Genomic DNA, 23,801 nt, shown 5'->3' with positions numbered 1-23,801 from the left:
TTGTTTAAAGCTTAATAACTTTTGCTGAAATTGGCAAAGCCTACTTCTATTCCGTTGGTGTCAATTTCTTCAAGGGCCAATGCAACCGCATTGGAAAGGTTTTCAATTTGGTTTAGATCCTCTCCCCAATAGCCTGTATTGCCTAAGGTTTTTGTTGCTATTTCCGCATAATTACTGGACTTCCATATTTCGGCAAAGGCATCTACTATTTCCGCACTGTCGTTAACGGGCAGGTCGCCGCCCTTCCAGGTTCCTTTATAAAATCTAATTAAAGCTGCAAAGGCGAAAGTTAAATTGGTGGGTATTTTTTTATGAATATCCACGTATTCCAATAAACTTGGCAATACCCTTACCTTAAATTTTGAAATTGAATTTAAAGCAATACTGGATAAGTTATGAATAATAAAGGGATTTCTAAATCGGTCCAAAACCTCTTCAGCAAAGCTGTCGAGCTCTTCTTTGCCCATTGGAAGCGTAGGGTTTATTTCATTAAAAATGGCATCATTCACAAACTTACCGGTAAAGACATTATCTACCGTTTGCTTAACAGTTGTATTCCCGTACAATAATGAAAATGGTACCATGGCAGTATGTGCACCGTTTAATATCCGGACCTTCCTGGTCCTATAGGGCTGCATATCCTTTACAATCTTAACGTCCAGAGACGTTTTATGAAAGGGTAATTTTTGTTTTAGCGTATCATCTCCTTCAATGACCCATAGAAGAAATGTTTCGGCGGCGACTATTAAATTGTCCTTATAGGACAATTGGGCATTGTATTCGTCAATTTCATCCTTGGGGTATCCAGGTACTATACGGTCTACCAGGGTGTTATGGAATGTAGAGTTGGAGGTAAGCCAATTGGTGAAGTCTTGGCCTAAGTTCCAGTCATCGGAGTATTGTAATATTATTTCCTTTAATGTGTCTGAATTATGATTGATCAGCTCACAGGGAATTATGGTTAGACCTTTATTGGCATCACCTTTAAAATGCTTAAAGCGCTCATATAACAACACCGTTAATTTGGCAGGAAACGAAGTTGGTGGCTGCATATCCAAGGTGTCGGTGGAAACATAGGCAATACCGGCTTCTGTAGTATTGGAAATAATAAACTGAAGGGCTTCCTCCTTTGCCAAATTTAGATAGTCTTTAAAATTGCTATAGGGGTCAATTCCTTTTACAATATTGGTAATAAGTTCTTTATGTTGAATCTCCTTGCCTTTCTGAATGCCTTTCAAGAACAGGGTGTATAGTCCATCTTGGTCGTTCAGCATTTTTACCATGCCCCGGTCAATGGGCTGCACCACTGCTATTCCCGCATCAAAATTGACTGCTTCATTCAATTTTTGGAAGGCATAATCCACAAAGGCCCTTAAAAAGTTGCCTTCGCCAAATTGTACGACTTTAATTGGAGGGGTCGATTGTAAATTGGTGTTTGTTCTGTTTAATATTTTCATGTTTTCAAATTTATTGATTGTTCTTGGCCATATATAATTGTTTACTTCTTAATCAAAGGCTTTTATGTTATGGCTCACATTCTAAATTTTTTGGACGTTTCCATTTATTGGGAGGAGACGATAAAAACCCTTTAAAGTTATCTTTTCTAAAAAATGTAATCGATTACACAAAAGTACTGTAATTTATTTCATATCCAATTATTTCCATCCTGCTTCGGATATTTTTATTTTTAGCTAGGGGGATAAGGCAGTAAACTGGAGGACTTATAATTGTATTACTTTCCTATCCTTGTTGCTTTCAAGGGCTGCTTCAATTACTCTGATTACATTCATTCCTTCCGTTCCTGTGACCGGGACCGACCCATTATTTCGCAAGGCTTGGTAAATACCTTCATAGTATTCCATATAATCCCCATTTACGGTAGGGACCTGTTCCCTAATGATTTTGCCGTCCTTCTCGGTATGCAATAATCCTTTTTCCTTATCCGGTTCGGCGCCCCAATCTTTTGAACCCGGTATTTTTCCGGCTTGAAGTTCTGCTTCCTGAATGTCGGCCTTGGATTTAATGAAGGAGCCCTTGGTTCCGTTCAGAATATTTCCTGGCAAAGCCTCACGAACATAATAGCTGGATTTTAATATAACCCGGTGGGTGCCATAGAATAATTTTATGTCGAAGTAGTCCCCTACTTTGGAATTGGGGCGATAGGTATGCAGATCGGCGAAGACGGCATTTGGCATACCGAACAACACTAATGCCTGATCTATTAAATGTGAACCCAAGTCGTATATACTTCCAACGGCGGCCGTGGGCATTTCCTTATGAACCTTATAACTCAACCCGGGGTCATAACGATCATAATGGATCTCCGCCTCAACAATTTCTCCCAGCCATCCCTCGTTCAGGATTTTTTTAACTGTTTTAAAATCACTGTCATATCTTCTATTGTGGTATACGGTAAGTGTTACATTTTTTTCCTTGGCCAGCTTTATCAGTTCTTCTGCCTGTTGCACAGTTGCAGTAAACGGCTTTTCCACTATTACATTTTTCCCTGAATTTATGACCTGTTTGGTAAAATCATAATGAGTAACACTTGGGGTATTAACAACTACCAGTTCAATATTTTGGTCTGCCAACATTTCTTCCAAGGAGCGGAAGGTTTTTATGTTTGGATATTTGGCCTGGGCGTTGTTTTTCGTTCTTTCCCAAACCCCGTATAAATTGAAGCCTGGATGTACCTCAATGAAGGGAGCGTGAAAAACGTATCCACTCATTCCGAAAGAGCATAAAGCTGTGTTTATAGGTTTCATTGTTTTAAAAGTTTTAATAATTATAAATAAGTTTTCAATAATAATGCTCTATTCCCAAGCAATTTCAAAATGAACCATGAACTTTCTTGGTCAATCTATAAACAGGTTGGGCAATGCCAGTGATAACCACGGAAATAAGGTAACCAAAATCAACACTAAAAAACTGACCAACAAAAATGGCAGGCCAGCTTTACTTACGGCACCTATGGAAATCTTTCCAATACTGGAAGCCACAAAAAGACAGACCCCAACGGGTGGAGTCGTTAATCCTATAATTAAATTCAGCACGGCTATCACGGCAAAATGTATGGGATCAACATCTACGGCAACTGCCACTTTCAATAGGATTGGAAAAAGTATCAATAAGGCGGCGATGGTTTCCATAAAGGTGCCAACTATGATCAATAACAGGTTGATCAGTAGTAAAACCACATATTTATTGTCCGAGAATCCCAAAATTTCCGCTGATATCTCTTGTGGAATTTGCTCTGTAATCAATATATATCCAAAAAGATTGGCAAAACCAACCAAGACCATCAAGGAGGCAGAAGTCTTCATGCTGTCCAGGATAATGACCTGTGTGTTTTTCAAATTCAATTTTTTATAAACGAACTTTCCAATAATCATAGCATAGACTACAGCGATAATCGAGGCCTCTGTTGGAGTAAATATTCCGCCTACAATTCCATAAAGGATAATAAAGGTCATCAATAGCGACCAAAAGGTATCTACAAAACTGCGCGCCACATCCCTTAGACTGCTGCGCTTGTGTTTTGGATAATTTTTTCGCTTGGATATAAAATAGGCGGTAAACATAAGACCAACGCCCAATAACAAACCTGGGAGTGCTCCTGCCAAAAACAATTTTCCTACGGACAGGCCGCTTAAGGTCGCCGCTATGATCATGGGCACACTAGGGGGAATTATAGGCCCTATGGTGGAGGAGGCTGCTGTAACGGCACATGAAAAGTCCGTATCGTAACCTTCCTTTTTCATGGCAGGGATCATAATGGAGCCCATACTGGCCGTATCCGAAATGGCCGTACCGGAAATTCCTGCAAAAAGCATGGAAGCACCAATATTGACTAAGGAAAGTCCACCGCGAATATGACCTAAAAGATGGTTGCAGAACTTAATTATTTTTTCAGTGAGCCCGCCTTGGTTCATCAGATTTCCGGCAAGTATAAATCCCGGAACACTGAGCAGTACAAAGACATCTATGCCAGAGTACATTTTCATGGGTACAATGATCAATGGAACCCCTTTGATAACCAGATAGCTTAAGCAGGCAAGTCCTAAGGCGAAGGCAATAGGAAACCGAAGTATCAGACCAAGAATAAAAACGATAACCAATATCCAAATCATGGTCTAGAATTTTTCATAATTTTCACAATTTTTCTTACGAGGTAATAACTAATTGATGCGGACATTATAAAGATGCTAAAGAAGGCTATGCCCATATTAAAGCCCATACTCGGGGACTTTTCCGGGATTCCCAAAATCACGAATTTAATGGCGTATATGGCCGTGACAACAAAAAGGACCAGGGTAATTGTCGGTACTGCCAGGTTTAATATTTTTTTGAGCCTTTCTGGGAATCGATCGTAAAACATGTCCAAATGCACGTAAAACTCATTCTTCATTGCAAGACCTGCGGCGAACGACATGGCATAAATAAACAAAATTCGTGAGGCCTCCTCTGTCCAAGGAGGAGTATTGATAGGAGTAAAACGACAAATTATTTGAAGCAGAACAGTAAAAAGCAGGCCATATGTACTTAATAAGGTACCAATTTTGAGCAGTCGGCCAATGGTTTTATTTAGCATCGTCTTAGTCTTTTTTAAGTTCTCTATATATTTTTTGAATTTCGGGGGAGAGGCTTTCATAAATGGCCTTCTCGCTTTTTTTTGCAAAGGCTTCTTGGTCCACCTCTATAAATTCCATGCCTTCTGCCTTCAATTCTTCCTGTACATTTTTTTCGTTTTCAAGATAGAGCTGGTGTTCGTAGTCCTGCATTTCCTTCCCTGCCTGCAGAAAGATTTCCTGAAGGTCCGTGGGCAGCTTTTGAAATTGCTTTTCACCCACCACTGGGTACACCCAACTTATGACATGGCCTGTTAAGTTGAGGTATTTCTGTACCTCGGAGAAACCTGCGTTATGTATCATAGCAAATGGATTTTCCTGTGCCTGTATGGTCCCTTGTTGCAGTGAAGTAAACACTTCGGAAAACGCCATTGGAGTTGGTTTGGCGCCTAGAGCACTCCAAGTGGTTACAAATGCGGGTACATTGGGTACCCTAATAATAAGGCCTTTTAGGTCGTCTGGGTGGCGTATTGGTCTATTGGATGTTAAATGCCGTGGCCCCCTTTCAAAATGGCCAAGAGCACGTAAGCCTGCCTTCTTTATCATTTCCTCTTCCATTAATTTTCCGACCGGACCTTTAATGTAGCGATTCATATCGGTAGAGTCCCGCATTAGGAACGGCAGCTCGCAAAATGTGGCTACTTCGAACCAATTGGTCAGGGTGGATCCTGTAGTGGTCATATCGATAACTTCGGCCTGGATCAGTCGAATGGCCTCGATCTCTTTGGCCAATTGTTCCGAGGGGTAAAGCTCCACCTTGATACGTCCTTTGGAACGTTCCTCTACGATTTCCGCAAAATAGGCAAAAGCCTTGTACCAGGAATGGTCTTCATTGACCAACAGAGCGGTCCGCATTAAAAATTCGGGTTCTTTTTTTTCTGGCCCACAATTGACGAACAGAAATATTATGAAGACTAGTACGGCACATATAAGTGGGTAAGGGGCCGTACGAACTTTATTTTTCATGGAGTTGGTCTGGATATCTTAATCTTTCTAAATATAGCTATTTTGTTTCAACAATTGAAGTAAGATGAGCAATGCCCTTTTTGATATAGTAGGAAATCATTTTGTTCAATTTTCTTTGCGGCCTATGGTTGGGGAATAAAATACCGTGGTATTTGTGACTACTGTTATTTATACTATTGGGTACCTAAATCTAAGGGGCATTACTAATAAATGTGGGTATTCCTGACCTAAATCATTTCAAAAATTTCCAAGAACAATTACCTTGTTTTGAAAGAAAATAATCCGAAAAAACATCGTAAAATGACATTTATAACCAAAAAAGAGATACAGGACTTAGAAAGCATTCGCAATGTGCATTGCATATCTATTTATATGCCAACCCATCAAAAGGGCGAAGAGGTTTTACAGCAGGAGGATGCAAAAATGCTTAAAAATCATTTAAAGGAAGTTAAAAATAAATTGGAGCGGGAACCTTTGGGTAAAAGGGAAATTGCAGAATTGATTGCCCCTATACAAGAGCTGATCCACGACGGGGAGTTTTGGAGGCACCAATCCAATGGACTGGCACTTTTTATAACCAATGGAATTGTTAAAAAATATACCCTTCCAATTTCTTTTGAACCCTTTAACCACGTAGCCAACAGTTTGTACCTCACCCCTTTGTTGCCAATGTTTACTGGGGACGATTCGTTTTTTTTGCTATGGTTGCAATTGGAAAAGGTGAAATTGTATAAGAAAACCCGCTATAATAGTGCAGAGATACATATTGAGGACAAAATTCCCAGCCGGATGGAGGAAAGGGTAGGGTATGATTATGAGCAAAAGGGCCTACAGTTCAGAAGTCAGCAGGAAGGTCATGGAGCGGCAGCGTTTCATGGTCATGGAGAGGCAGACCGAGACCGGAAGAATGAGATCGAGAGATATTTTTCGGCTTTGGACAGGGGCCTAATGACCTTGATAAAAAATGACAACAAGCCTTTGATTATTGCCTGTCAAGACTTTCTATTTCCAATTTATCAAAAAGTAAATACCTACAAATACCTTTTGGCAGATCATATTACTTTAGATCCTAATGAAGCGCATGAGTCCAAGTTACGGGAATTGGCATGGAAAAAGTTGAGCCCCGTGTTTGATAAGGAACGCCTAGATAAAATTGATAATTTTAAGAAGTTTGACGGTACCCCGAGAACATCTTCAGATATTGAGCACATAGTACCATCGGCCATGCAAGGAATAATAGATACTTTGTTCATCCAAAAAAATGAAGATATATGGGGAATTTATGAGCCAAAACAAGGAACGGTCAGGGTAGACAATGAAATGCTTCCGTCCAACGTATCCCTCTTAAATAAGGTAGCCATGAAAACGTTTTTGGACGGGGGAAAGGTCTATCTATTGGAAAAGGAAGATATGCCAAATCCGTTTTCCAAAATTAATGCCCTATATAGATATTGATTTTTTTATTGGACTGGGGCAGGTAAGTACTTTTACAACTTAAATAAGTTTTTTGCTCAGTAAACAATTTTTTATCGAGATTAGGAGATCTGATAGGTCAGATGGTTTTACAATAAAGTCGTAGGCTCCTAGTTCAAGTCCTTTTTTGATATCCTTTTTTTCACTTCTAGCACTGAAAAAAATCAAAGGGATATTTTTTAGGTCGGCATAGGTTCCCAATTTTTCCAAAAGTTCAAAGCCATCCATTTCAGGCATCCAGATATCACAGACAATAAGGTCTGGCAAGGATTTTAAAATTTTCTCAAAGCCATCTTTCCCATTTGAGGCGGTTATTACACTATAACCTTCCATCTCCAATAGTTCGGAGGTGTTTTCAAGTATGGTACGGTTGTCTTCAACAACTAGAATAGTAGCCATTATTCGTTATTCGATTTTAAACAGTAGTAATTATGATAACCTTAAGATAATGATTTTTGTAATAAAAGGCTAAGTATTTAAGGGTAAGGTGATTTTTATAAGGGTTTTAGTAAATTGGAATTTCAATGGTGAAAATGCTGCCTTCTCCCAAAACACTCTTATATTTTATATTTCCTCCGAATAATTCAAGATATCGCTGAACGATACTAAGTCCTAGGCCTGTGCCCTGAATATGTTCCACATTCTTAGCCCTATAAAAACTTGTAAAAAGATTTTCTTGGTCTTCATCGGGGATACCCAAACCTTGGTCCTCAATGGATATTTTAAGATTATCCTTCTTAAGAAAGCTTTTGATTTTTACTTGGTCACTAGAGTATTTCAAGGCGTTGGACAGCAAGTTTAGGATAATATTCCTTAAAATTTTTGGATCTAAATTTAACTTTTTTGATCCTGTATGCGTGTAGATAATATGCTGACCTTTTTTGAGAAGGCCTTTCATGTCGGTGACAATACCTTCAACAAATGGCTCCAAGTCAAAGACTTCCTTATTAATCTGAATAATTCCCTTATCCAACTGATGCAAGGATAAAAAATCATCCAAAATATTTACAAAATGATCTACGGAAGATTTAATTCGGGCAATATGTTTTTCGGATTTTTCATATTGTCCCAAGTTATTATATCTTTCAATTAGAATTATGGACGACATTACAATGGTAATGGGGGTGCGCAATTCGTGCGACGCAATGGTGATAAAGTTGCTTTTTAAATCATTGATCCTTTTTTCCGCTTCCAAGGCTTTAATCAACTCTTTGGTACGTTCTTCAATTTTTAATTCTAGATTAGCGGTATAGGTCTGATTATCCTCTTCCAGTTTTGTTCGGACAGTAATGTCCTCTCCTGCACTTAATACCCCTATTTGGTCACCATTCTTGCCCAATAGGGTTGTATTGCGCCAGGACATTATAAGTTCTTCCCCGTTTTTACACCTTACTTTGCATTCCAATGCCGGGGACAATAATTTTATTTTGCGTTCAAATTCGATTTGATTTGAATCGTCTTCCTTGCCATTTTCGTTGCATATTAAAAAATCGAACCAGTTCTGACCCAATAATTCCACCCTTTCATAACCAAATAGGTTACATCCCTTTTGATTGATCATTTGAATCTTTTGATCCTTGTCTATCAGTAAAAAAACAATTGGGGCAAGATCTAAATACTGTTGAATTTTTTCCTTTTCGTTTTGAAGGGCTTTATGTTGTCGTTGCAGAATTCTGGCTTGTTTAACCTCCGTTATATTCTGCATGGACAGGCGACATTGTAATTGCCCCATTATATTTTTTGAAATGGTCCCATGTACAAGTGCAGGAAAAGAACCACTGTCGTTTCGGTTAATTTCCAGTTCAAAGGGTTTTAGTACACCTTTTTGGAAGGCTTCCTGCAATTTAAGAAATAGTACGCGAGCCTCGTTTGCACTCATAAAGGCGGATAGGGGTCTTTTTATAATTTGTGTCCTATCAATACCCATCAGTGTACATGCGGTAAGGTTTATTTTTTCTACCTTTCCTTTTTTATTTAATATGATATATCCTATGGGAGCAAAATCGAACAGATCGGTATATTGATCGCGAATGTCTTCTAAGCGATGCTGGGCTTCCCGTAATTCTTGGTTCTGCATTTCCAGTTCTACCTGATGCACTTCAAGTTCGTGCATTAGTTCCTTGGCCTTGTCCATGGTTAGTTCCGGCCCACCCAATGGTGATGTGCCTACCTTGGCCTCTGCTTTGGAACGCAAGTTGCTGGAATGGGAACCTTTCTCAACCATTTTTGTGATCTTTTAGGATTTTTAATTCTTTTTCGGCAGAGACAAGATCTGTAATGTCAATGGAAGAGCAAGCTATGCCCATTATTTTTTTGGCTTCGCTTATGGGGCGGACCATTAGGTCATAAAATCTGGCTTCACCACTTACTTTTAACTCTAATGTAGCCCTTTCGGGTTTGCCCGTTTTAAGTACTTTTCGTTTTATATCTTCCAATTTTCTGGCATCTTCCTTGGAAAAAAAATCTTCATCCTTTTTTCCGATCATATTCCTAAATTGAAAATCTGAATGTATGTTGGCTATACTGGTGTAAATGAGCTGATCGTTTTGGGTATACACCACTGTTTTAGTCATTTCCAGGATATGCTCGTACTCTTTTTTGAAGTCGAGCAATTGTTCTCCCAACTTCTTTTCTTGTGTAATGTCCACAAAAGTTATTACAACGCCTGCAATAACATTTTCCGTGGTGCGATAGGGCATAATCTGCATTTGGTACCAAAGTCCGTCACTACTTTTTACCGTTGTTTTATAGGGGGTTAATTTGTCGAGCACGGTTTGGGCATCTTTGGTAAAGCCATTATAGATGAGATTGGAGGACAAATGGTCTATAGGTCTGCCTACGTCCGAATTAATAAGATTAATTATTTTGGACATAGCAGGTGTAAACCGTTTTATTTTTAGGTCTGAATCCAAAAAAATAGTGCCAATTTCGGTGCTGGCAAGTAAATTGTTCATGTCGTCATAGGCCCTGGCCAACTCGTCTATTTTACCTTGGAGTTCTGTATTTACGGTTACTATTTCTTCGTTTACGCTTTGTAATTCTTCTTTGGAGGTTTCCATTTCCTCATTGGTGCTCTGTAACTCCTCATTGCTGGATTGGAGTTCTTCGTTGGAGGATTTCAGTTCCTCATTGGATATTTCCAATTGTTCTATGGTAGAACGCAAATACTCTTTGGTAGCGGTCAGTTCTTGCTCCAATGCCTGAATTTCTGTAAAATCTTCAGGTTTTTTTTCTAGTGTTGCTTTTGGCTTCTCTGTTGGGGTATCTACATCTTCGAAGGTTACCATCCAATATTCCATGTTCAAATCCAATTGGGATAGATGCCGGATTGTTAGGTCGATGGCCTGTAGAGTACCATTGGTTTTAACCAGGACATTTTTTCTAACCTCCGTTGTTGTGATCTTGCGACAGTTTGAGATTAGGGCACTAAGATCGCTTTTAAGCCCTTCTCGTGCCATGTCTATAATATTCAATCTAGCCTCTCCCGGGGAGGGTTGTAGGTATTTACCAGTGTTGCCAGAAAAATAAAGTGCATCGCCCTTATAATTAATAATAGCACAGGCAGGGGCATAGTTGGCCAGCAATACTTTAGAGGTAATATTGGCCAAACTGGACTGCCATTCCCGTTTTTGGGCAGGGATGCTTACGGTTTTTAAAGGGATGGGTTCTTGGAAAAGATGTCCAATATCTGGCATATCCGCCCTTTGGGCCTCCTTGAATTTGAAAATTTTATACTTTCTATCCAAGACCTCAAAGAATCGAGCATATTCGCCCAAGGATTCCGAATTGCCCAGAAGTAATATGCCTTCGGGATTCAGGGCATAATGGAATATGGCAAAAACCTTTTTTTGTGCTTCCACATTAAGATAAATAAGCAAATTCCTGCAGCTTATCAAATCCAGTTTGGAAAAGGGAGGATCTTTTATAATATTGTGTTCCGCAAATATGATTTGATCTCGTATTCCTTTTTTTATTCTATAGGTATTTTTGTCACCTTGAAAATAATAGGACAATCTATCGGGTCCTATATCGGCTGCAATGGTTTCTGGATAAATTCCCTGTCTGGCGTTATAAATGGCATTTTCATCCAAGTCAGATGCAAATATTTGAACCTTTAGAGCCTTGGACTGTTTTTTTATAATTTCATCAAATAGTATGGCAAGTGAATACGCTTCTTCCCCGGTAGAGCATCCAGGGACCCACAATCGGATGGTATCCCCATCATTTTTGTTGGCAACAATCTCAGGAATAACTTTTTCTTGAAGACTATCAAAAATTTCCTTGTCCCTAAAAAAACTCGTAACGCCAATAAGCAGTTCCTTAAAAAGTTTTCGTATTTCCTCTTTGTTTGCTTGAAGGTATTTTATATAGTCTTCCAGTTTTGGAACCTGATTGAGGGCCATGCGTTTATCAATACGGCGTACAACGGTACTACTTTTGTAATCGGCGAAGTTACAACCGGTTTCATTGCGCAATAAAATAAAAACCTTTTCAAGGAGCTGGTTGGTTGGTTGTAGTTGTAGTGGAATACCCTCGGGTTCAAATTTCCTATTCTTGGCATATTTTAAGAGTACATCCGGCATTTGCTTAACCGGTAGCACAAAATCCTCCACCCCGGCTTCTATGGCACTTCTTGGCATACCGTCGTATTTGGCAGTTTCGGGGTCTTGGACTATAGATAGTCCCCCATTGCCTTTTATGGCCTTTAAGCTAAGCGTCCCCTCACTTCCTGTACCGGACAAGATAATTCCTATAGCCCGATCGGTCTGGTCTTCAGCCAAAGATCTCAGGAAAAAATCTATTGGTTTACGAAAGCCCCTAGGAGCCATTGGCTCCATAAGATGCAATACCCCCTGAAAAATGGCCATGTCCTTGTTGGGAGGTATAATATAAACGTGGTTAGGGAGCACTCTTGTATTGTCCCTTACCTGGGTTACTTCCATTTTGGTATGGTTTCCCAATAAATGAACCATAAGACTTTTATGGGTAGGATCTAAATGTTGTACCAAGACGAAAGCCATTCCTGAGTTTGGCGGCATGGCTTCAAAAAATTCTTTGAAAGCCTCCAATCCGCCTGCAGAGGCACCCATGCCTACTATAGGGAAATTATTTTCCTTATCTGGATTTACTCCTCTCTTTTTTATGGGAGCTTTTTTTTTATGGGTCGAGTTAATATTGGTCGTATTTTGTTTTGTCATGGTATTGTAATAATCGCTTATGCGGGGCACTTTAAAAGTTAGCCAAATGTAATAAAGCAAGTTCAGTGCTTCAATGATTAAAATCAGTATCCACCTTTTTCCGTTAAAGATGAGGCGTCCTAGTTAAAAATACAAAGAAATCTGTTTTGTGGAGAAGTCTTTAATAATAGAGGATATTTGGCGATCAAAATGGGTGTCGATGATATAATTACCCTTTAATTTTGTAATTAGATTTTTTTTTCAAGGTGTACTTTTTCCAAAATAGTTCCTAAAGGGAACTTTTTTTGATGCCTATTGCAGGCCAAGTAGTTGGTGCACAATAAGAAATAAGCCACTTCGTATATATTGGCTGAGCACAATAGGGCACATTGAATGGTCTTGGCTTAGTATTTACGATGTTGTTTCTAGGGAATTGTTAAATTAAAAGGACCGGAATATTCTGGATATCCCGGTCCTTCAGGTATTTTAATTAAATTCCTACTTGTCAACAAAATCCTGTATGGAACGTACTAGCTACGTTATTGCAATGTTTGTATGACAGACGAAAAAAATCGCAATACCTATATATGACCTCTAAGGCATTACTGCTTAGAAGTTTGTAGATTTAATGGATTAAGAAAAAAACAGGAGGCCGAAACCTCCTGTTTCCCATAAAAAAATGGACTACGTTTTTGCCGACTAATGGACTTTCATGTTATTCCATTGCTAGAACACCATGGTTGATCAGTTACGGGGCCAACCTTGGCCACTTCTTTATTACGATCGTTAACATCTTACGATGATAACGACCAATAAATTAATGCTTTAAAGAAACCGGAACACCTAAATGTTCCGGTTTCCAAGAAACTTTCAATTCTGCCCAATGACCTCTTACACTGATCCCTAATAGGAGCTATCACTAGATCCGTTCGCAATTCAAATGGTATAAAGGGTGCCCTTGACCGTTTCTATATCTTGGGAATTTTAAGCCTTGTAATTTAAAATTCCTCTTTATTTATTTTCAAAGAACTATTTAACTTTTAAGAACACTGCTAAAATATGATATACTTTCCATGTGCAAAATGACCTGGATCAGTTTAAGCTTTTTTTTTAAGTTTTTAGTTTGATTTTTTGGAACATGGATAATATGAGGGGTGCATATTAACTTTGACCACACCCATTCTTTGGTATAGATAGGTTTTGAAATAGTAATGGATTTTTGATCTCTAGAATTGTTTTTACCAATGTATTAGGAATAAAATTCTTCCAATATTTTTATGGCTTCTTCATCGGACACCTGATCAAAATCCATATAAAATTGTCCTACTGCCTGAAAATTAAAGGGTGTCTCCAGGCATACCACTTCATCAATATAGGAGGCGGCATTTAATTTCTGTACTGTTGACTTAGGGGCTACCGGGATGGCGATCACAATTTTTTCCGGCTTTCGGTCATGTACCAGTTGTGCGGTGACCCTTATGGTATTCCCTGTGGCGATGCCGTCGTCAATAATGATTACGATTTTATCCTTTAAGGCTAAGGGAGACCTATTCCTATAATATTGGGCCTCTCTTTTTTTTAGTTTTTCGCGAAGTCGTTTCTTTTCTTTCTCGATATAACCGATGGAAATTTCAATGTTATCGTCTAGGACAATATTGTTGAGACTAACGGCCCCGATGGCAAATTCCTTGTTGAACGGATGGCCTATTTTTTTGGAAAGGGCAACATCCAATTTTGCATTTATTGATTTGGCTACAATAGCTCCCAAAGGCAACCCGCCCCTTGGGATGGCCAAGATCACTACATTCTCTTTGTCTTTATATGCCTTTAGCTTTTTAGCTAGTTGTAGTCCGGCATCGATTCTATTCGTAAACATTTTTTATGGTTTTTTAGTTATCAGCCATTTCTTGAACCAAGATGCGGAGAGTTCGGCCACCTTCTCCAGCTTTCCCGCTTCCTCAAAAAGATGGCTTGCCCCTGGTATGATTTCAAATTTTTTTTCACTTTCCATTTTAGCATAGGCCGTGATATTCAATTCCAAGACTGCGGAATCCTTTCCGCCAACAATAAATAAGGTGGAAGCTGTAACCTCGGAAATTTCATTGAGGGCAAGGTCCGGTCTTCCGCCTCTGGAAACTATGGCCTTTATATCATCCTTAAAAAAGGCAGCCGCTCTTATTGCCGATGCGGCCCCGGTACTGGCCCCGAAATAGCCCAGGGAAATTTGCTCGGTTTCCCGTTGTTGTTGTACCCATTTAGTTGCCGCTATAAGGCGACTCGTTAAAAGGTTAATGTTGAACCGTGTTTCATAGTTCTCGTCTTCTCTTTCTGTCAATAAGTCGAGCAATAAGGTAGCCAATCCCTTTTTATTAAGTATGTTGGCAACGAAATTATTTCTGGGGCTAAACCTACTGCTACCACTACCGTGGGAAAATATGACCAACCCCTTGGCATTTTCAGGGATGTACAAATTAGCCTTTAAAGTTAGGTGCTTTAGGGGGATGGAAATGGCCTTATTTTTTTCTTTTTCTAACATCATAATGCTATCATATATTGAGTAGTCTTGGGGTCTTTTTCAGGAACTGTTCCTAGTCGCCCCAACTTTTGTCCTCAACGATCTTAAGTTAGGGATGGTGGCCATTTAGGATTGGTAAGTGTAGTTGGGGACTATACCGACATTTATTAATGTAGAGCAATTATCAAGCTAAAACAATGATATAGGTCATATGCCGATGCTACAGGGGATTGGCATTTAAGATGGGTAGTGGAACGGTATGTCCGGCCCACTATATGTTTAGGTATAAATTTGGGTATGGGAAAGATGGTAAAGAACTGCCATGTATTTTATTCCAAAATTGGTAATAAAAAAAGCCCTTAGAACTAAGGGCTTTTAATTTACTTGTATGCTTTTTTGCCTTGCTACACCACAAAGTTTTGGCAGCCTAAGCGTTATACATGCCGACTAAAGTCTGACCAGCTCTTCTGTGTCAATGGCTTCTTTAAGTCTGGCCTTTATATAGCTATGGCTATTAAAAAAGCGTTTTCCATTTTGTCTCTTCAGGTGTACTACCTTACTACCATCTGGCATCACTTTCATTTTAGAAACGATCACTTTGCTCTGGAAAAGTGTTTTGTAGTTCGGGATTCCTCCTTTCTTAATGATAAAATTCATCCTTGGCACTTCTATATGTTCATACAGATTTGCTGAAGGACTTCCAATCATTAATACTGAACCTACTTCCAAATCATCAATTTCGTTTGTTGTAGTTGATGCTTGCAGTAATGTAATTCCCAAAAAGAAATAAAGTGCTGTTAATACTGTTTTCATAGTTTTACAGGTGTTTTTTAATTGTTTAATCATTTTTACCGCCCTAAAAATAATAATTATGAAATATTTATTTTCTTAAGATTTTCATAAATCGGAGCCTGTAAATGTTTAAATGGAGAGCCGGTCATCTTACACAGATTGTTTGGTGGAATCCACCGATATCTTTGTAATTGACGGATGGCGAAATTGTAAATTGTTTGATTCCGGTGCTAAAATGCTCTAATCCAATAGTTAGGGTTTATTAAATGATTGGGAATTGGGTAAAAAAAGATCCCTCTAGAAAAAGCCTTAAGGGATCTTGATTATATGATGACTACATTAAAAGAATATTGCCGTTTTGGGCCAACACTGTCCTTTCACTTTGAGTAATAGCAGTAGCATTTTGGGTATTGCCTTGAAGATCAATAGGTTATTTTGTATACGGTACCGTTTAGATCTTCACTTACATACAATTCACCGTCAGGACCTTGTGCTAATCCACAGGGTCTGTGCTGAATTGGGCCATTGGGATTTGCTAGGTCTATACCGGAAAAGTTATCTACAAATATTTCCCAATTTCCATTTGGCTTGCCATCCTTAAAAGGTACGAAGGCAACGAAATATCCTTTTTTTAACTCCGGGGACTGCCCGTGGAAGGCGATAAAAGCGCCATTTCTATATTTTTCCGGGAACATTGTCCCGGTGTAAAAAAGCAGGTCGTTGGGAGCCAAATGTGCCGGGAATGCCATTATAGGTTCAATGGCATTTTCGCTTCCTGTTTTTTCACCGTCGCCCCCATATTCTGGAGCAAGGATATTCTTCTTCTTAAACTGATCGTAATAGATATAGGGCCAACCAGCATCATCACCTTCATGAAGCTCATATAGAGTTTCTGCAGGAAGTTCTTCACTGTGTTTGGCCGTATAGTATTCAGGATAAAAATCATGGAAAGCACCCCTGCCATGAACAACAGCGAATAAAGAGTTGGTCTTGTAATTCCAAGCTGTCCCGACGGCATTTTTAACTCCGGTGGCATAACGTATTCCATCAGAAAATGATTGGTTTAATTTATCGGCCTTAAATTGCCATATACCCCCTGCAGAATCCAAGATAGCACAGGGCATAATACCGTTTCCATTGCCTTCCTCACGACAGGAATCGTTCCAAGAGCCTATGGTTACATAAATGTTGGCATTATCATCCATTACAAATGATTTTGCATTATCCCGGCCTTTATCTGCCAATCCGTCCACTATATTTTCTGGATTTTCAATATCGATAATTTCATCATTTTCATTTAATTTATAGCGATAGATCCCAGAATTGGAGGAGGTATATAAATAACCATTTTTAATCAATATGCCTGTCCCTGGGAGATTGCCGAATTGTTGTTCCTCATCAATTTTGCCGTCATTGTCCGTATCCTTTAAAAGGATTATACCTTTTTCGTCCTTTAGCTTGGATCTATTTACATAGATATCCCCATTTTTTGAGACGGTCATATGTCTTAGATTCCCCAAATCCTTGGCCACTAGTTCAATGGAAAATCCATCGGGGATCACTATATCGGTTTCATTGATTACAGCTGCTACTTTTTCTTTGGAATTTTGCTTGCATTGGGTTGTAAGAGTCCCCAACAAAACAATCACGGATAATGACTTAAGTAGAGGGAAGGAAATTGTGTTCTTCATGAATATTATTTAGTATGGTTGGATCAAGGGCTAAAGATAGCATATCAATCTTATTTTTTGGAAAAAAAACCAAATTTGGCCTCAGTTGTTCAAGTGTTTTAATTCTTTTTACTAATGGTCTTGTGAAAATAATATGCTTATTTTGGTTGTTGGATTATTTGTTCATAGGAGCGCACAGGAAAAAGGAACCAAGCTAATGGAGTACAATAAAATTCGAATTACTGCGGATCAAGCCATCAGAATTGCCCTTGAAAACTTTAACATTCAAGGTACGGCCAAACCATTGCCTGGGGAAATCGATTTTAATTTTAAAATTGATACACCGAATGGGAAGGCCTATATTCTAAAAATATCCCGTCCGGACGAGAACACGGATTATTTGGGTTTTCAGCAGAAATTATTGCAATATGCCGCTAAAAATGGTTTGGATTTAACTGTTCCCAGGGTCATTTCAGATAAAAACGGGAGCTCAATTTCGGAGACTAAGGACGAAGCAGGTCGAATTAGGAAGGTGCGGCTGTTGTCTTGGATATCAGGGAGGGTTTGGAGTGGGGTAAACCCACAATTGGACAATCTTCGGTATAGTCTAGGTGAACAATGTGGGAGACTGACTCGGGCATTGCAGGGTTTTGATCATCCCCAGGCCCATCGGAAATTTGTTTGGGATATATCAGAAGGGGATTGGACCACAGAATATCTGAACCTCTTTAGGAATGTGGACAAAGAAGTCATTTCCTATTTTCAGGACCAATTTCATCTGGCACAACCCAGTTATGCCGGACTAAGGCAGGCTGTGGTTCACAACGATGCCAATGACAACAATGTTATTGTTTCCTCGGACCTAATCGCTCCCAAGGTAGTTTGCGCCATAGATTTCGGGGATTCCGTTTATACTCAAATTATCAATGATTTGGCCGTGGTATGTGCCTATGCCATAATGCACCACAATGATCCGCTTCAGGCCTCTTTGCCGATTATTAGGGGCTACAATAATGCATTTCCCTTGTTGGAAAACGAACTGGAGCATTTGTATATGGCCATTGCAATGCGTTTGGTGATATCCGTAACCAAATCGGCCATAAATAAAGAGAAGGAACCGGACAATACATATCTCCTGATCAGTGAAAAACCGGCATGGGAGTTATTGCGGAAGTGGAAGGATATAAATGCAGATTTTGCACACTATAGTTTTAGGGAGGCATGTGGATTTACTGCCCATCCCATGGAGGGAAAATTCAAGCTTTGGTCCCAAGGGCAATCCTTTTCCCTAGGAAAGCTTTTCCCCAGTATAGGTTTTAACGAAGTACATGCTCTGGATTTGAGCGTTTCCAGTAAATGGTTAGGACATGAAAAGGACTTTAATGACCTGGATTTTTTTCAGTATAAGCTTAATAAATTGCAGCGCAAATACCTTGCAAACATTTTGGCTGGAGGTTATTTGGAGCCGAGGCCAATTTACACTACATCCTCTTATGATAAAATAGGGAACAACGGGCGGGAGTCTAGGAGTATTCATTTAGGGGTCGATTTTTGGTTGCCGGCCAGTTCTGCCGTGCATGCACTTTTTGATGGGGAAGTGGTAACTGCTGTAAATGATGCGGGGGACAAGGAATATGGTGGATTGGTCATTTTAAAACATCAGGAAGAAGGCCTAGAGTTTTATACGCTTTACGGACATTTGTCCGTAGCCAGTGCTACAAAATATGAGGTTGGAACCAAAATAAAGGCTGGCGATGTCATAGGCGTTTTGGGGAATTGGCCAGAGAACGGCAATTGGGCACCACATTTGCATTTTCAGATTATGCTGTCCATGCTGCATTATAAGATCGATTTTCCAGGAGTAGCGTACCATAATCAGATTTCCGTATGGAAAAGCCTTTGTCCAGACCCCAACCTTTTGTTTAAGACCAAGGGATTGGAGGGAAGTCAAGCTACCTCCAATTCGGACATCATAGACTATAGAAAACAGCATCTGGGCAAAAGTTTGAGCTTGCAATACAAGGTGCCTATAAAAATGGTACGTGGGGCAGGGCAGTACCTAATGGACCAATATGGAAGAAAATATTTGGACACCGTAAACAATGTTGCCCATGTGGGCCATGAACATCCTGAGGTGGTAAGGGTTGGTCAGGAACAAATGGCCTTGATCAATACCAATAGTCGCTATCTGCATGAAAACATCAATGAGTTGGCCAAAGAACTGCTGGAGACCTTACCACCAGAATTAAGCGTGCTCCATTTTGTGAATTCTGGCAGTGAGGCCAACGAGTTGGCCATCCGTATGGTCAAGGCGGTCACCGGTGAACGGGACGTTATAGCCTCCGAGGTGGGATATCATGGAAATTCCAATATGTGTATCGATATCAGTTCATATAAGTTTGATGGCAAAGGAGGCAAGGGCGCCCCTGAACACACCCATATTTTTCCGCTTCCCGATGCTTTTAGGGGAAAATACCGCGGGAAAAACATAGACGGGCATTATGCAGAGGAGGTGAAGGTGCAAATAGATAAGATTCATGCCAAGGGACGGGGAGTAGGCGGTTTCATCATAGAGCCAATAATTAGCTGTGGAGGACAAATAGAGTTGCCGGAGGGGTTCTTGGCAAAAGCATATCAATACGTAAGGGAAGCTGATGGATTATGTATTTCCGATGAGGTGCAGGTAGGTTGCGGGCGTATGGGCAGTACCTTTTGGGGCTTTCAGCTCCACGGGGTAGTACCCGATATTGTGACCATTGGGAAACCTTTGGGCAATGGACATCCCTTGGCCGCGGTAGCCTGTACCCAGGAAATTGCGGATAAATTTGCCAACGGAATGGAGTATTTTAACACCTTTGGGGGGAATCCCGTATCCTGTGCCATAGGTGCTGAGGTCTTGAGAGTTGTAAAACGTGAAAAGTTGCAGTCACATGCCTTGGAGGTCGGAAACTATCTGAAGAAGGAACTTATGGCTTTGGCATTGAACTTTCCTATTATCGGAGATGTAAGGGGACAGGGTCTTTTTTTAGGGATCGAGTTGGTGAACGCTAGAAGGGAACCTTTGGCTGCCCAGACCGATTATTTGGCCAACCGTATGAAAGACCACGGTATTCTTATGAGTACTGATGGTCCGGACCACAACGTTCTTAAAATTAAACCCCCAATGGTCTTTTCCCAGGAAAATGCAGAGGAACTGGTTTTTTACCTCAAGAAGATTATGGCCGAAGATTTTATGAAATTGTAAGAGATGGTACCTAATTAACTAAATAAACATCATTATTGTTAGGATGAGACATGAGAAATTTTATTTTTCAAGCTGCTAAAATGACATTTTTTCAAAAATTTGATTTGGAGGCACTTAATAAAGACGACCATGGTTGTGGGATAGTGGCAGTTTTAGGTTATAAGTCGAAGGTTTTGAGGTTATCATTTCGAATGTATATGAGAAATCACACATCTAGCTCTCATCCAGTATGTGCGACTTCTCGTCGTCCCGAAAAGGGACTCTGTCGAAGTGACTAGCCTTGTTTCCAAATTAGAATTGAAATAACTTTCGGCCGCTAAAACGATATTATATCAAAACATTGGTTATAAGATGTTTAATTTATTGAAATCCTTAGTAACTATAAAAATTAATCCATTATAAACTTAGCTCCCAATTCAAAGATGCTGGCACTTAACCCGGTGGTTCTTTCGTATTGGTTAAACCTAAAACTAATACTCTTTAAACCGAATTTCCAGACTTTGCTCTGGGTAAAAATATCCTTGTAGGTAATGCCAAAACCGTATTGGTTGCTGTTGAAAGCCGAAAGGTCATAATCCGAGGTATAGAATTGATATGTGGATAAAGCCGATTCCTTGGGGTAAAAATAATCGGAGGCAGTTTGGGTATAATAGCGGTACATAGGAAATACCGTAAACTTCTCCGATACTTTTATAGGTACTTCCAAACTTCCGGTATAAGCGGTAACCCCCCAGTCGTCATAATAATATCTAAAATAGGTACGAAGGCTAAACTGATCGTTTATATAGTATGAAAGCCTTCCTCCAATGGGTAATTTAAACCTTGAAGTAGGCAATAATTCAACATTGTCCGCCAATTGAAAATCCTCTATAAAAAAATCGCTCCTATCCTGTAAATATACCCTTTGGTGCGGGGTGGATAATAGTCCGTCCTGAAGAACAAAATCTAGCGACAGTGACGCCTGAAAGCGCTTGCTGATAATCTGGGAAAAATTAAGGGATAGGGAATAAGAATTTCGGTTTAAGTCGTTAAACTCAGTAAATAATGGAGAATAGGTACCCGTGCCAGTAATTCGATTATCAAAAAAACCTTGACGCAGTTCAATGGGGTACTGCGGTTTATAGGTGTCCAAATATACCTGCCCGCTTATTCCCAGTTCCGTATTTTTTTCGTTCATAAGATGGGTATAACCACCTCCAAAACCCAGTGAAAAGTAATCGTATTCGGCAGATACCGCAATATTACCGCTGACGATTTTATTTCGGTCCTTGGAACTATGGGTAAAGGTGGGGTGAAAATAGGTTAGGGCATCACTACGGGATGCGCCCGAAGATTCTACCCAGGGACTGGCTGCTTTGCTACCGTCGAAAGGGTTAATATTACTGGAGGAGGCCGAGGTATAGGCAGATATTCCTGCATCCAGACTTAGTACGTTATCCTCCCCGATGGGGATGCTAACAATAATCGTAGGGGTCATATCCGTTAATTTTTCCGTTCCTTCCCCCCCGGTTACAGCGGCATTGTCTCCGTCCTGGCTGTAATAGCTATACAGCAATTCCACCTCAGGGGTCTCCAACACTTTTTTTATATACTCTTGATTATTGCCTTGGGAAAATGCGCCCCAGGAAATCAATCCGAAAAATACTATAAATCCTATTCCTTTCATTCTATTTTAATTGCATCCGCACCCACCACCTGTTTTGCCTCCATTGGCACCTGCAGCGGCTTCCCGATATATGTGAAAATTAGTTTCGAACCGTTCCAAGCTTTTGGTGGCCAAGTCCATTTCTTCATCGTTGAGGTATACTTTGTCGTATTCCCTTACCGCAACACAGGAGGATAGTGATAAAATGCCAATAATAAGTATGATAAAATGTCGCATGGCGTTATTGGGTTTTGTTAAGTTCAATGTTTTCAGAAGTGTGTATATGATTGTGATCATCAATAATAATGCATTCCACTCCTTTAATTTGGTTTATCATGTTAAGGCCAGTTTCTGTCCCGGTAATAAAAACGGAGGTGGCCAGCGCATCACATAATTCAGCACTAGGGGCAAAAATGGTAACACTTAGTATACCCGTTGAGGGGTAACCGGTTCGGGGGTCAATAATATGGCTATATTTTACCCCATTAAAAGTGACGTATTTTTCATAATTACCGGAGGTGGCAACAGCTGCATTGACTACAGGGAACCAAGAGAATATGTTGTCTTTGTTAAGAGGGTTGGTTATGCCCACCATCCAATCCGTACCATCAGGTTGTTTTCCCCAAGTGGTGAGGTCCCCTGAGGCATTGATAATTCCTGACTTAACACCTTCTGCTTTTAGCATACTTCTTACCTTATCGGCGGCATATCCTTTCCCAATGGCACCGAAACCTATTTTCATACCCTCCAATCTTAGGAACACCGTTTGTAACTTCTTGTCCAGGACAATATTTTGATAGCCGATCTTGGCAACGGAATTTTCTATGGCTTCCTTGGCGGGCATTTCTTTCATGCTGCCATCATATCTCCAAACCTTATCAATGGAGGCATAGGTGATATCGAAGGCGCCGTCCGTAATCTTTGAGACGGTGATGCAGCGCTCAATAAGGTCTATTAATTCTTGATCAACTTTTACAGGTTTAATCCCGGCATTTAGATTGATCGCTGAGGTCTGTGAGCTGGGAATCCATGAGGAAATCAATTTTTCAATTCTAGAGATCTCGTCGATGGCCTTATCTATATAGCGGTTAGAGGTAGCTTCATCTTGGGCAACTATGGTAATATCGAACCTACTTCCCATTAATTTTGTGGTCCGTCTATGTGCTATTTCCTGAGCAAAAACGAAACATGGGATTAAAATTGCAATTGCGATTAATAAGGGGTTCTTCAACCTTCGAACGATTTTAAAAGTGCAATATATTCTTTGACGGATATATTTTTGAATCCAGTTTGGCCCAAGATATTTCCACTGGGATCTAATACTAGGACCAAGGGAAAGTATCCGTTTTTATTATACTTTTCTGCGAGTTGGGCATTTTTATTCTTTTGCTCCTCTGGGAGCTGGTTGGCTTTTTTTCTAGGAAAATCTGCTCTAAGCATAGTCCAATGGTCTTTGGCGTAATCCTGAAATTCCGAGGATTGCCAAATGCTCTTGTCTAATTTTATGCAGGGAGCGCACCAATCGGAGCCAGAAAAGACCAACACTACATTTTGATTTTTTTGTTTGGCCAGGGCAGCTGCGTCCGACCAATTACTTTCCCATTTTTGCGCGGTTAGGAAACTTGACAAAAATAGGGCCATTATTAAAGTCCACTTCTTCATTTAGAATGTTTAAGTGATAAAAGTATAGC

Annotated in this window: 18 protein-coding genes; 2 read left to right on the top strand and 16 right to left on the bottom strand. The window is 39.9% G+C overall.

What is annotated here, in order from left to right:
- Window positions 1-11: 11 nt before the first annotated feature.
- The 5 genes from LV92_RS12920 to LV92_RS12900 all read right to left on the bottom strand — a co-directional run bounded on the left by LV92_RS12920 (window position 12) and on the right by LV92_RS12900 (window position 5,594).
- Window positions 12-1,457, bottom strand: a complete 1,446-nt coding sequence (locus LV92_RS12920; protein ID WP_111624043.1) for a tagaturonate reductase — start codon at window positions 1,455-1,457, stop codon at window positions 12-14.
- 264 nt (window positions 1,458-1,721) lie between these two features.
- Window positions 1,722-2,765 carry a Gfo/Idh/MocA family oxidoreductase gene (locus LV92_RS12915; protein WP_111624042.1) on the bottom strand — a complete coding sequence of 348 codons (1,044 nt, stop codon included), beginning with the start codon at window positions 2,763-2,765 and terminating at the stop codon, window positions 1,722-1,724.
- Window positions 2,766-2,855: 90 nt separating this feature from the next.
- Window positions 2,856-4,130, bottom strand: a complete 1,275-nt coding sequence (locus tag LV92_RS12910) for a TRAP transporter large permease (protein WP_111624041.1) — start codon at window positions 4,128-4,130, stop codon at window positions 2,856-2,858.
- Window positions 4,127-4,591 carry a TRAP transporter small permease gene (locus tag LV92_RS12905; protein WP_170126318.1) on the bottom strand — a complete coding sequence of 155 codons (465 nt, stop codon included), beginning with the start codon at window positions 4,589-4,591 and terminating at the stop codon, window positions 4,127-4,129. Before LV92_RS12905 ends, LV92_RS12910 begins: the two co-directional genes overlap by 4 nt.
- Before the next feature lie 4 nt (window positions 4,592-4,595).
- Window positions 4,596-5,594 (bottom strand): TRAP transporter substrate-binding protein, encoded by a 999-nt coding sequence (locus LV92_RS12900; RefSeq protein WP_111624039.1) that lies wholly within the window; start codon window positions 5,592-5,594, stop codon window positions 4,596-4,598.
- 300 nt (window positions 5,595-5,894) lie between these two features.
- Here LV92_RS12900 and LV92_RS12895 point away from each other — a divergent pair, with 300 nt between their 5' ends.
- Window positions 5,895-7,049 carry a baeRF7 domain-containing protein gene (locus LV92_RS12895; protein ID WP_111624038.1) on the top strand — a complete coding sequence of 385 codons (1,155 nt, stop codon included), beginning with the start codon at window positions 5,895-5,897 and terminating at the stop codon, window positions 7,047-7,049.
- Window positions 7,050-7,088: 39 nt separating this feature from the next.
- On the opposite strand, the gene LV92_RS12890 is transcribed toward LV92_RS12895, so the two are convergent.
- The 7 genes from LV92_RS12890 to LV92_RS12860 all read right to left on the bottom strand — a co-directional run bounded on the left by LV92_RS12890 (window position 7,089) and on the right by LV92_RS12860 (window position 17,242).
- On the bottom strand, window positions 7,089-7,466 hold the full coding sequence (locus tag LV92_RS12890; protein ID WP_111624037.1) for a response regulator transcription factor: 378 nt from the start codon (window positions 7,464-7,466) through the stop codon (window positions 7,089-7,091).
- Window positions 7,467-7,572: 106 nt separating this feature from the next.
- Complete coding sequence (locus LV92_RS12885) at window positions 7,573-9,291, bottom strand: sensor histidine kinase (protein WP_111624036.1); 1,719 nt, start codon at window positions 9,289-9,291, stop codon at window positions 7,573-7,575.
- Window positions 9,284-12,265 (bottom strand): chemotaxis protein CheB, encoded by a 2,982-nt coding sequence (locus LV92_RS12880; protein ID WP_170126317.1) that lies wholly within the window; start codon window positions 12,263-12,265, stop codon window positions 9,284-9,286. The genes LV92_RS12885 and LV92_RS12880 overlap by 8 nt, the downstream gene beginning before the upstream one ends.
- Before the next feature lie 1,228 nt (window positions 12,266-13,493).
- The gene (locus LV92_RS12875) at window positions 13,494-14,120 is read right to left on the bottom strand and encodes a phosphoribosyltransferase (protein ID WP_111624035.1); all 627 of its coding nucleotides are present in this window, start codon (window positions 14,118-14,120) and stop codon (window positions 13,494-13,496) included.
- Between the two features lie 3 nt (window positions 14,121-14,123).
- A complete protein-coding gene (locus LV92_RS12870; protein ID WP_245946377.1) occupies window positions 14,124-14,783 on the bottom strand; it encodes a dienelactone hydrolase family protein in 660 nt (219 codons plus the stop codon).
- A 423-nt stretch (window positions 14,784-15,206) separates the two neighbouring features.
- Window positions 15,207-15,572, bottom strand: a complete 366-nt coding sequence (locus LV92_RS12865) for a hypothetical protein (protein ID WP_146613544.1) — start codon at window positions 15,570-15,572, stop codon at window positions 15,207-15,209.
- Between the two features lie 401 nt (window positions 15,573-15,973).
- The gene (locus LV92_RS12860) at window positions 15,974-17,242 is read right to left on the bottom strand and encodes a PQQ-dependent sugar dehydrogenase (protein ID WP_111624032.1); all 1,269 of its coding nucleotides are present in this window, start codon (window positions 17,240-17,242) and stop codon (window positions 15,974-15,976) included.
- Window positions 17,243-17,375: 133 nt separating this feature from the next.
- Here LV92_RS12860 and LV92_RS12855 point away from each other — a divergent pair, with 133 nt between their 5' ends.
- Window positions 17,376-20,465 (top strand): aminotransferase class III-fold pyridoxal phosphate-dependent enzyme, encoded by a 3,090-nt coding sequence (locus tag LV92_RS12855; RefSeq protein WP_245946376.1) that lies wholly within the window; start codon window positions 17,376-17,378, stop codon window positions 20,463-20,465.
- Window positions 20,466-20,853: 388 nt separating this feature from the next.
- Here the strand turns inward: LV92_RS12855 and LV92_RS12850 are convergent, their stop codons facing one another.
- From LV92_RS12850 to LV92_RS12835, 4 genes are all read right to left on the bottom strand, one after another.
- Window positions 20,854-22,131: a DUF3570 domain-containing protein gene (locus LV92_RS12850; protein WP_111624031.1), complete on the bottom strand. Its 1,278-nt coding sequence runs from the start codon at window positions 22,129-22,131 to the stop codon at window positions 20,854-20,856.
- Window positions 22,132-22,137: 6 nt separating this feature from the next.
- A complete protein-coding gene (locus LV92_RS12845; protein ID WP_111624030.1) occupies window positions 22,138-22,347 on the bottom strand; it encodes a DUF4266 domain-containing protein in 210 nt (69 codons plus the stop codon).
- Window positions 22,348-22,351: 4 nt separating this feature from the next.
- On the bottom strand, window positions 22,352-23,251 hold the full coding sequence (locus tag LV92_RS12840; RefSeq protein ID WP_111624029.1) for an FAD:protein FMN transferase: 900 nt from the start codon (window positions 23,249-23,251) through the stop codon (window positions 22,352-22,354).
- 86 nt (window positions 23,252-23,337) lie between these two features.
- Window positions 23,338-23,772, bottom strand: a complete 435-nt coding sequence (locus LV92_RS12835; protein WP_111624028.1) for a thioredoxin family protein — start codon at window positions 23,770-23,772, stop codon at window positions 23,338-23,340.
- Between the last annotated feature and the right edge of the window lie 29 nt (window positions 23,773-23,801).

Origin of the sequence: Arenibacter echinorum (assembly GCF_003259375.1) — a bacterium.
Lineage (GTDB): Bacteria > Bacteroidota > Bacteroidia > Flavobacteriales > Flavobacteriaceae > Arenibacter > Arenibacter echinorum.
The sequence above is the reverse complement of the archived record's forward strand: the minus strand, read 5'-3'. Positions and strand labels throughout refer to the sequence as shown.

What these genes read in the sequence shown, in the direction of transcription:
- LV92_RS12920 (WP_111624043.1), bottom strand. Translation starts at nt 1,457, where the DNA reads ATGAAAATATTAAACAGAACAAACACCAATTTACAATCGACCCCTCCA.
- LV92_RS12915 (WP_111624042.1), bottom strand. Translation starts at nt 2,765, where the DNA reads ATGAAACCTATAAACACAGCTTTATGCTCTTTCGGAATGAGTGGATAC.
- LV92_RS12910 (WP_111624041.1), bottom strand. Translation starts at nt 4,130, where the DNA reads ATGATTTGGATATTGGTTATCGTTTTTATTCTTGGTCTGATACTTCGG.
- LV92_RS12905 (WP_170126318.1), bottom strand. Translation starts at nt 4,591, where the DNA reads ATGCTAAATAAAACCATTGGCCGACTGCTCAAAATTGGTACCTTATTA.
- LV92_RS12900 (WP_111624039.1), bottom strand. Translation starts at nt 5,594, where the DNA reads ATGAAAAATAAAGTTCGTACGGCCCCTTACCCACTTATATGTGCCGTA.
- LV92_RS12895 (WP_111624038.1), top strand. Translation starts at nt 5,895, where the DNA reads ATGACATTTATAACCAAAAAAGAGATACAGGACTTAGAAAGCATTCGC.
- LV92_RS12890 (WP_111624037.1), bottom strand. Translation starts at nt 7,466, where the DNA reads ATGGCTACTATTCTAGTTGTTGAAGACAACCGTACCATACTTGAAAAC.
- LV92_RS12885 (WP_111624036.1), bottom strand. Translation starts at nt 9,291, where the DNA reads ATGGTTGAGAAAGGTTCCCATTCCAGCAACTTGCGTTCCAAAGCAGAG.
- LV92_RS12880 (WP_170126317.1), bottom strand. Translation starts at nt 12,265, where the DNA reads ATGACAAAACAAAATACGACCAATATTAACTCGACCCATAAAAAAAAA.
- LV92_RS12875 (WP_111624035.1), bottom strand. Translation starts at nt 14,120, where the DNA reads ATGTTTACGAATAGAATCGATGCCGGACTACAACTAGCTAAAAAGCTA.
- LV92_RS12870 (WP_245946377.1), bottom strand. Translation starts at nt 14,783, where the DNA reads ATGATGTTAGAAAAAGAAAAAAATAAGGCCATTTCCATCCCCCTAAAG.
- LV92_RS12865 (WP_146613544.1), bottom strand. Translation starts at nt 15,572, where the DNA reads ATGAAAACAGTATTAACAGCACTTTATTTCTTTTTGGGAATTACATTA.
- LV92_RS12860 (WP_111624032.1), bottom strand. Translation starts at nt 17,242, where the DNA reads ATGAAGAACACAATTTCCTTCCCTCTACTTAAGTCATTATCCGTGATT.
- LV92_RS12855 (WP_245946376.1), top strand. Translation starts at nt 17,376, where the DNA reads ATGCTTATTTTGGTTGTTGGATTATTTGTTCATAGGAGCGCACAGGAA.
- LV92_RS12850 (WP_111624031.1), bottom strand. Translation starts at nt 22,131, where the DNA reads ATGAAAGGAATAGGATTTATAGTATTTTTCGGATTGATTTCCTGGGGC.
- LV92_RS12845 (WP_111624030.1), bottom strand. Translation starts at nt 22,347, where the DNA reads ATGCGACATTTTATCATACTTATTATTGGCATTTTATCACTATCCTCC.
- LV92_RS12840 (WP_111624029.1), bottom strand. Translation starts at nt 23,251, where the DNA reads ATGGGAAGTAGGTTCGATATTACCATAGTTGCCCAAGATGAAGCTACC.
- LV92_RS12835 (WP_111624028.1), bottom strand. Translation starts at nt 23,772, where the DNA reads ATGAAGAAGTGGACTTTAATAATGGCCCTATTTTTGTCAAGTTTCCTA.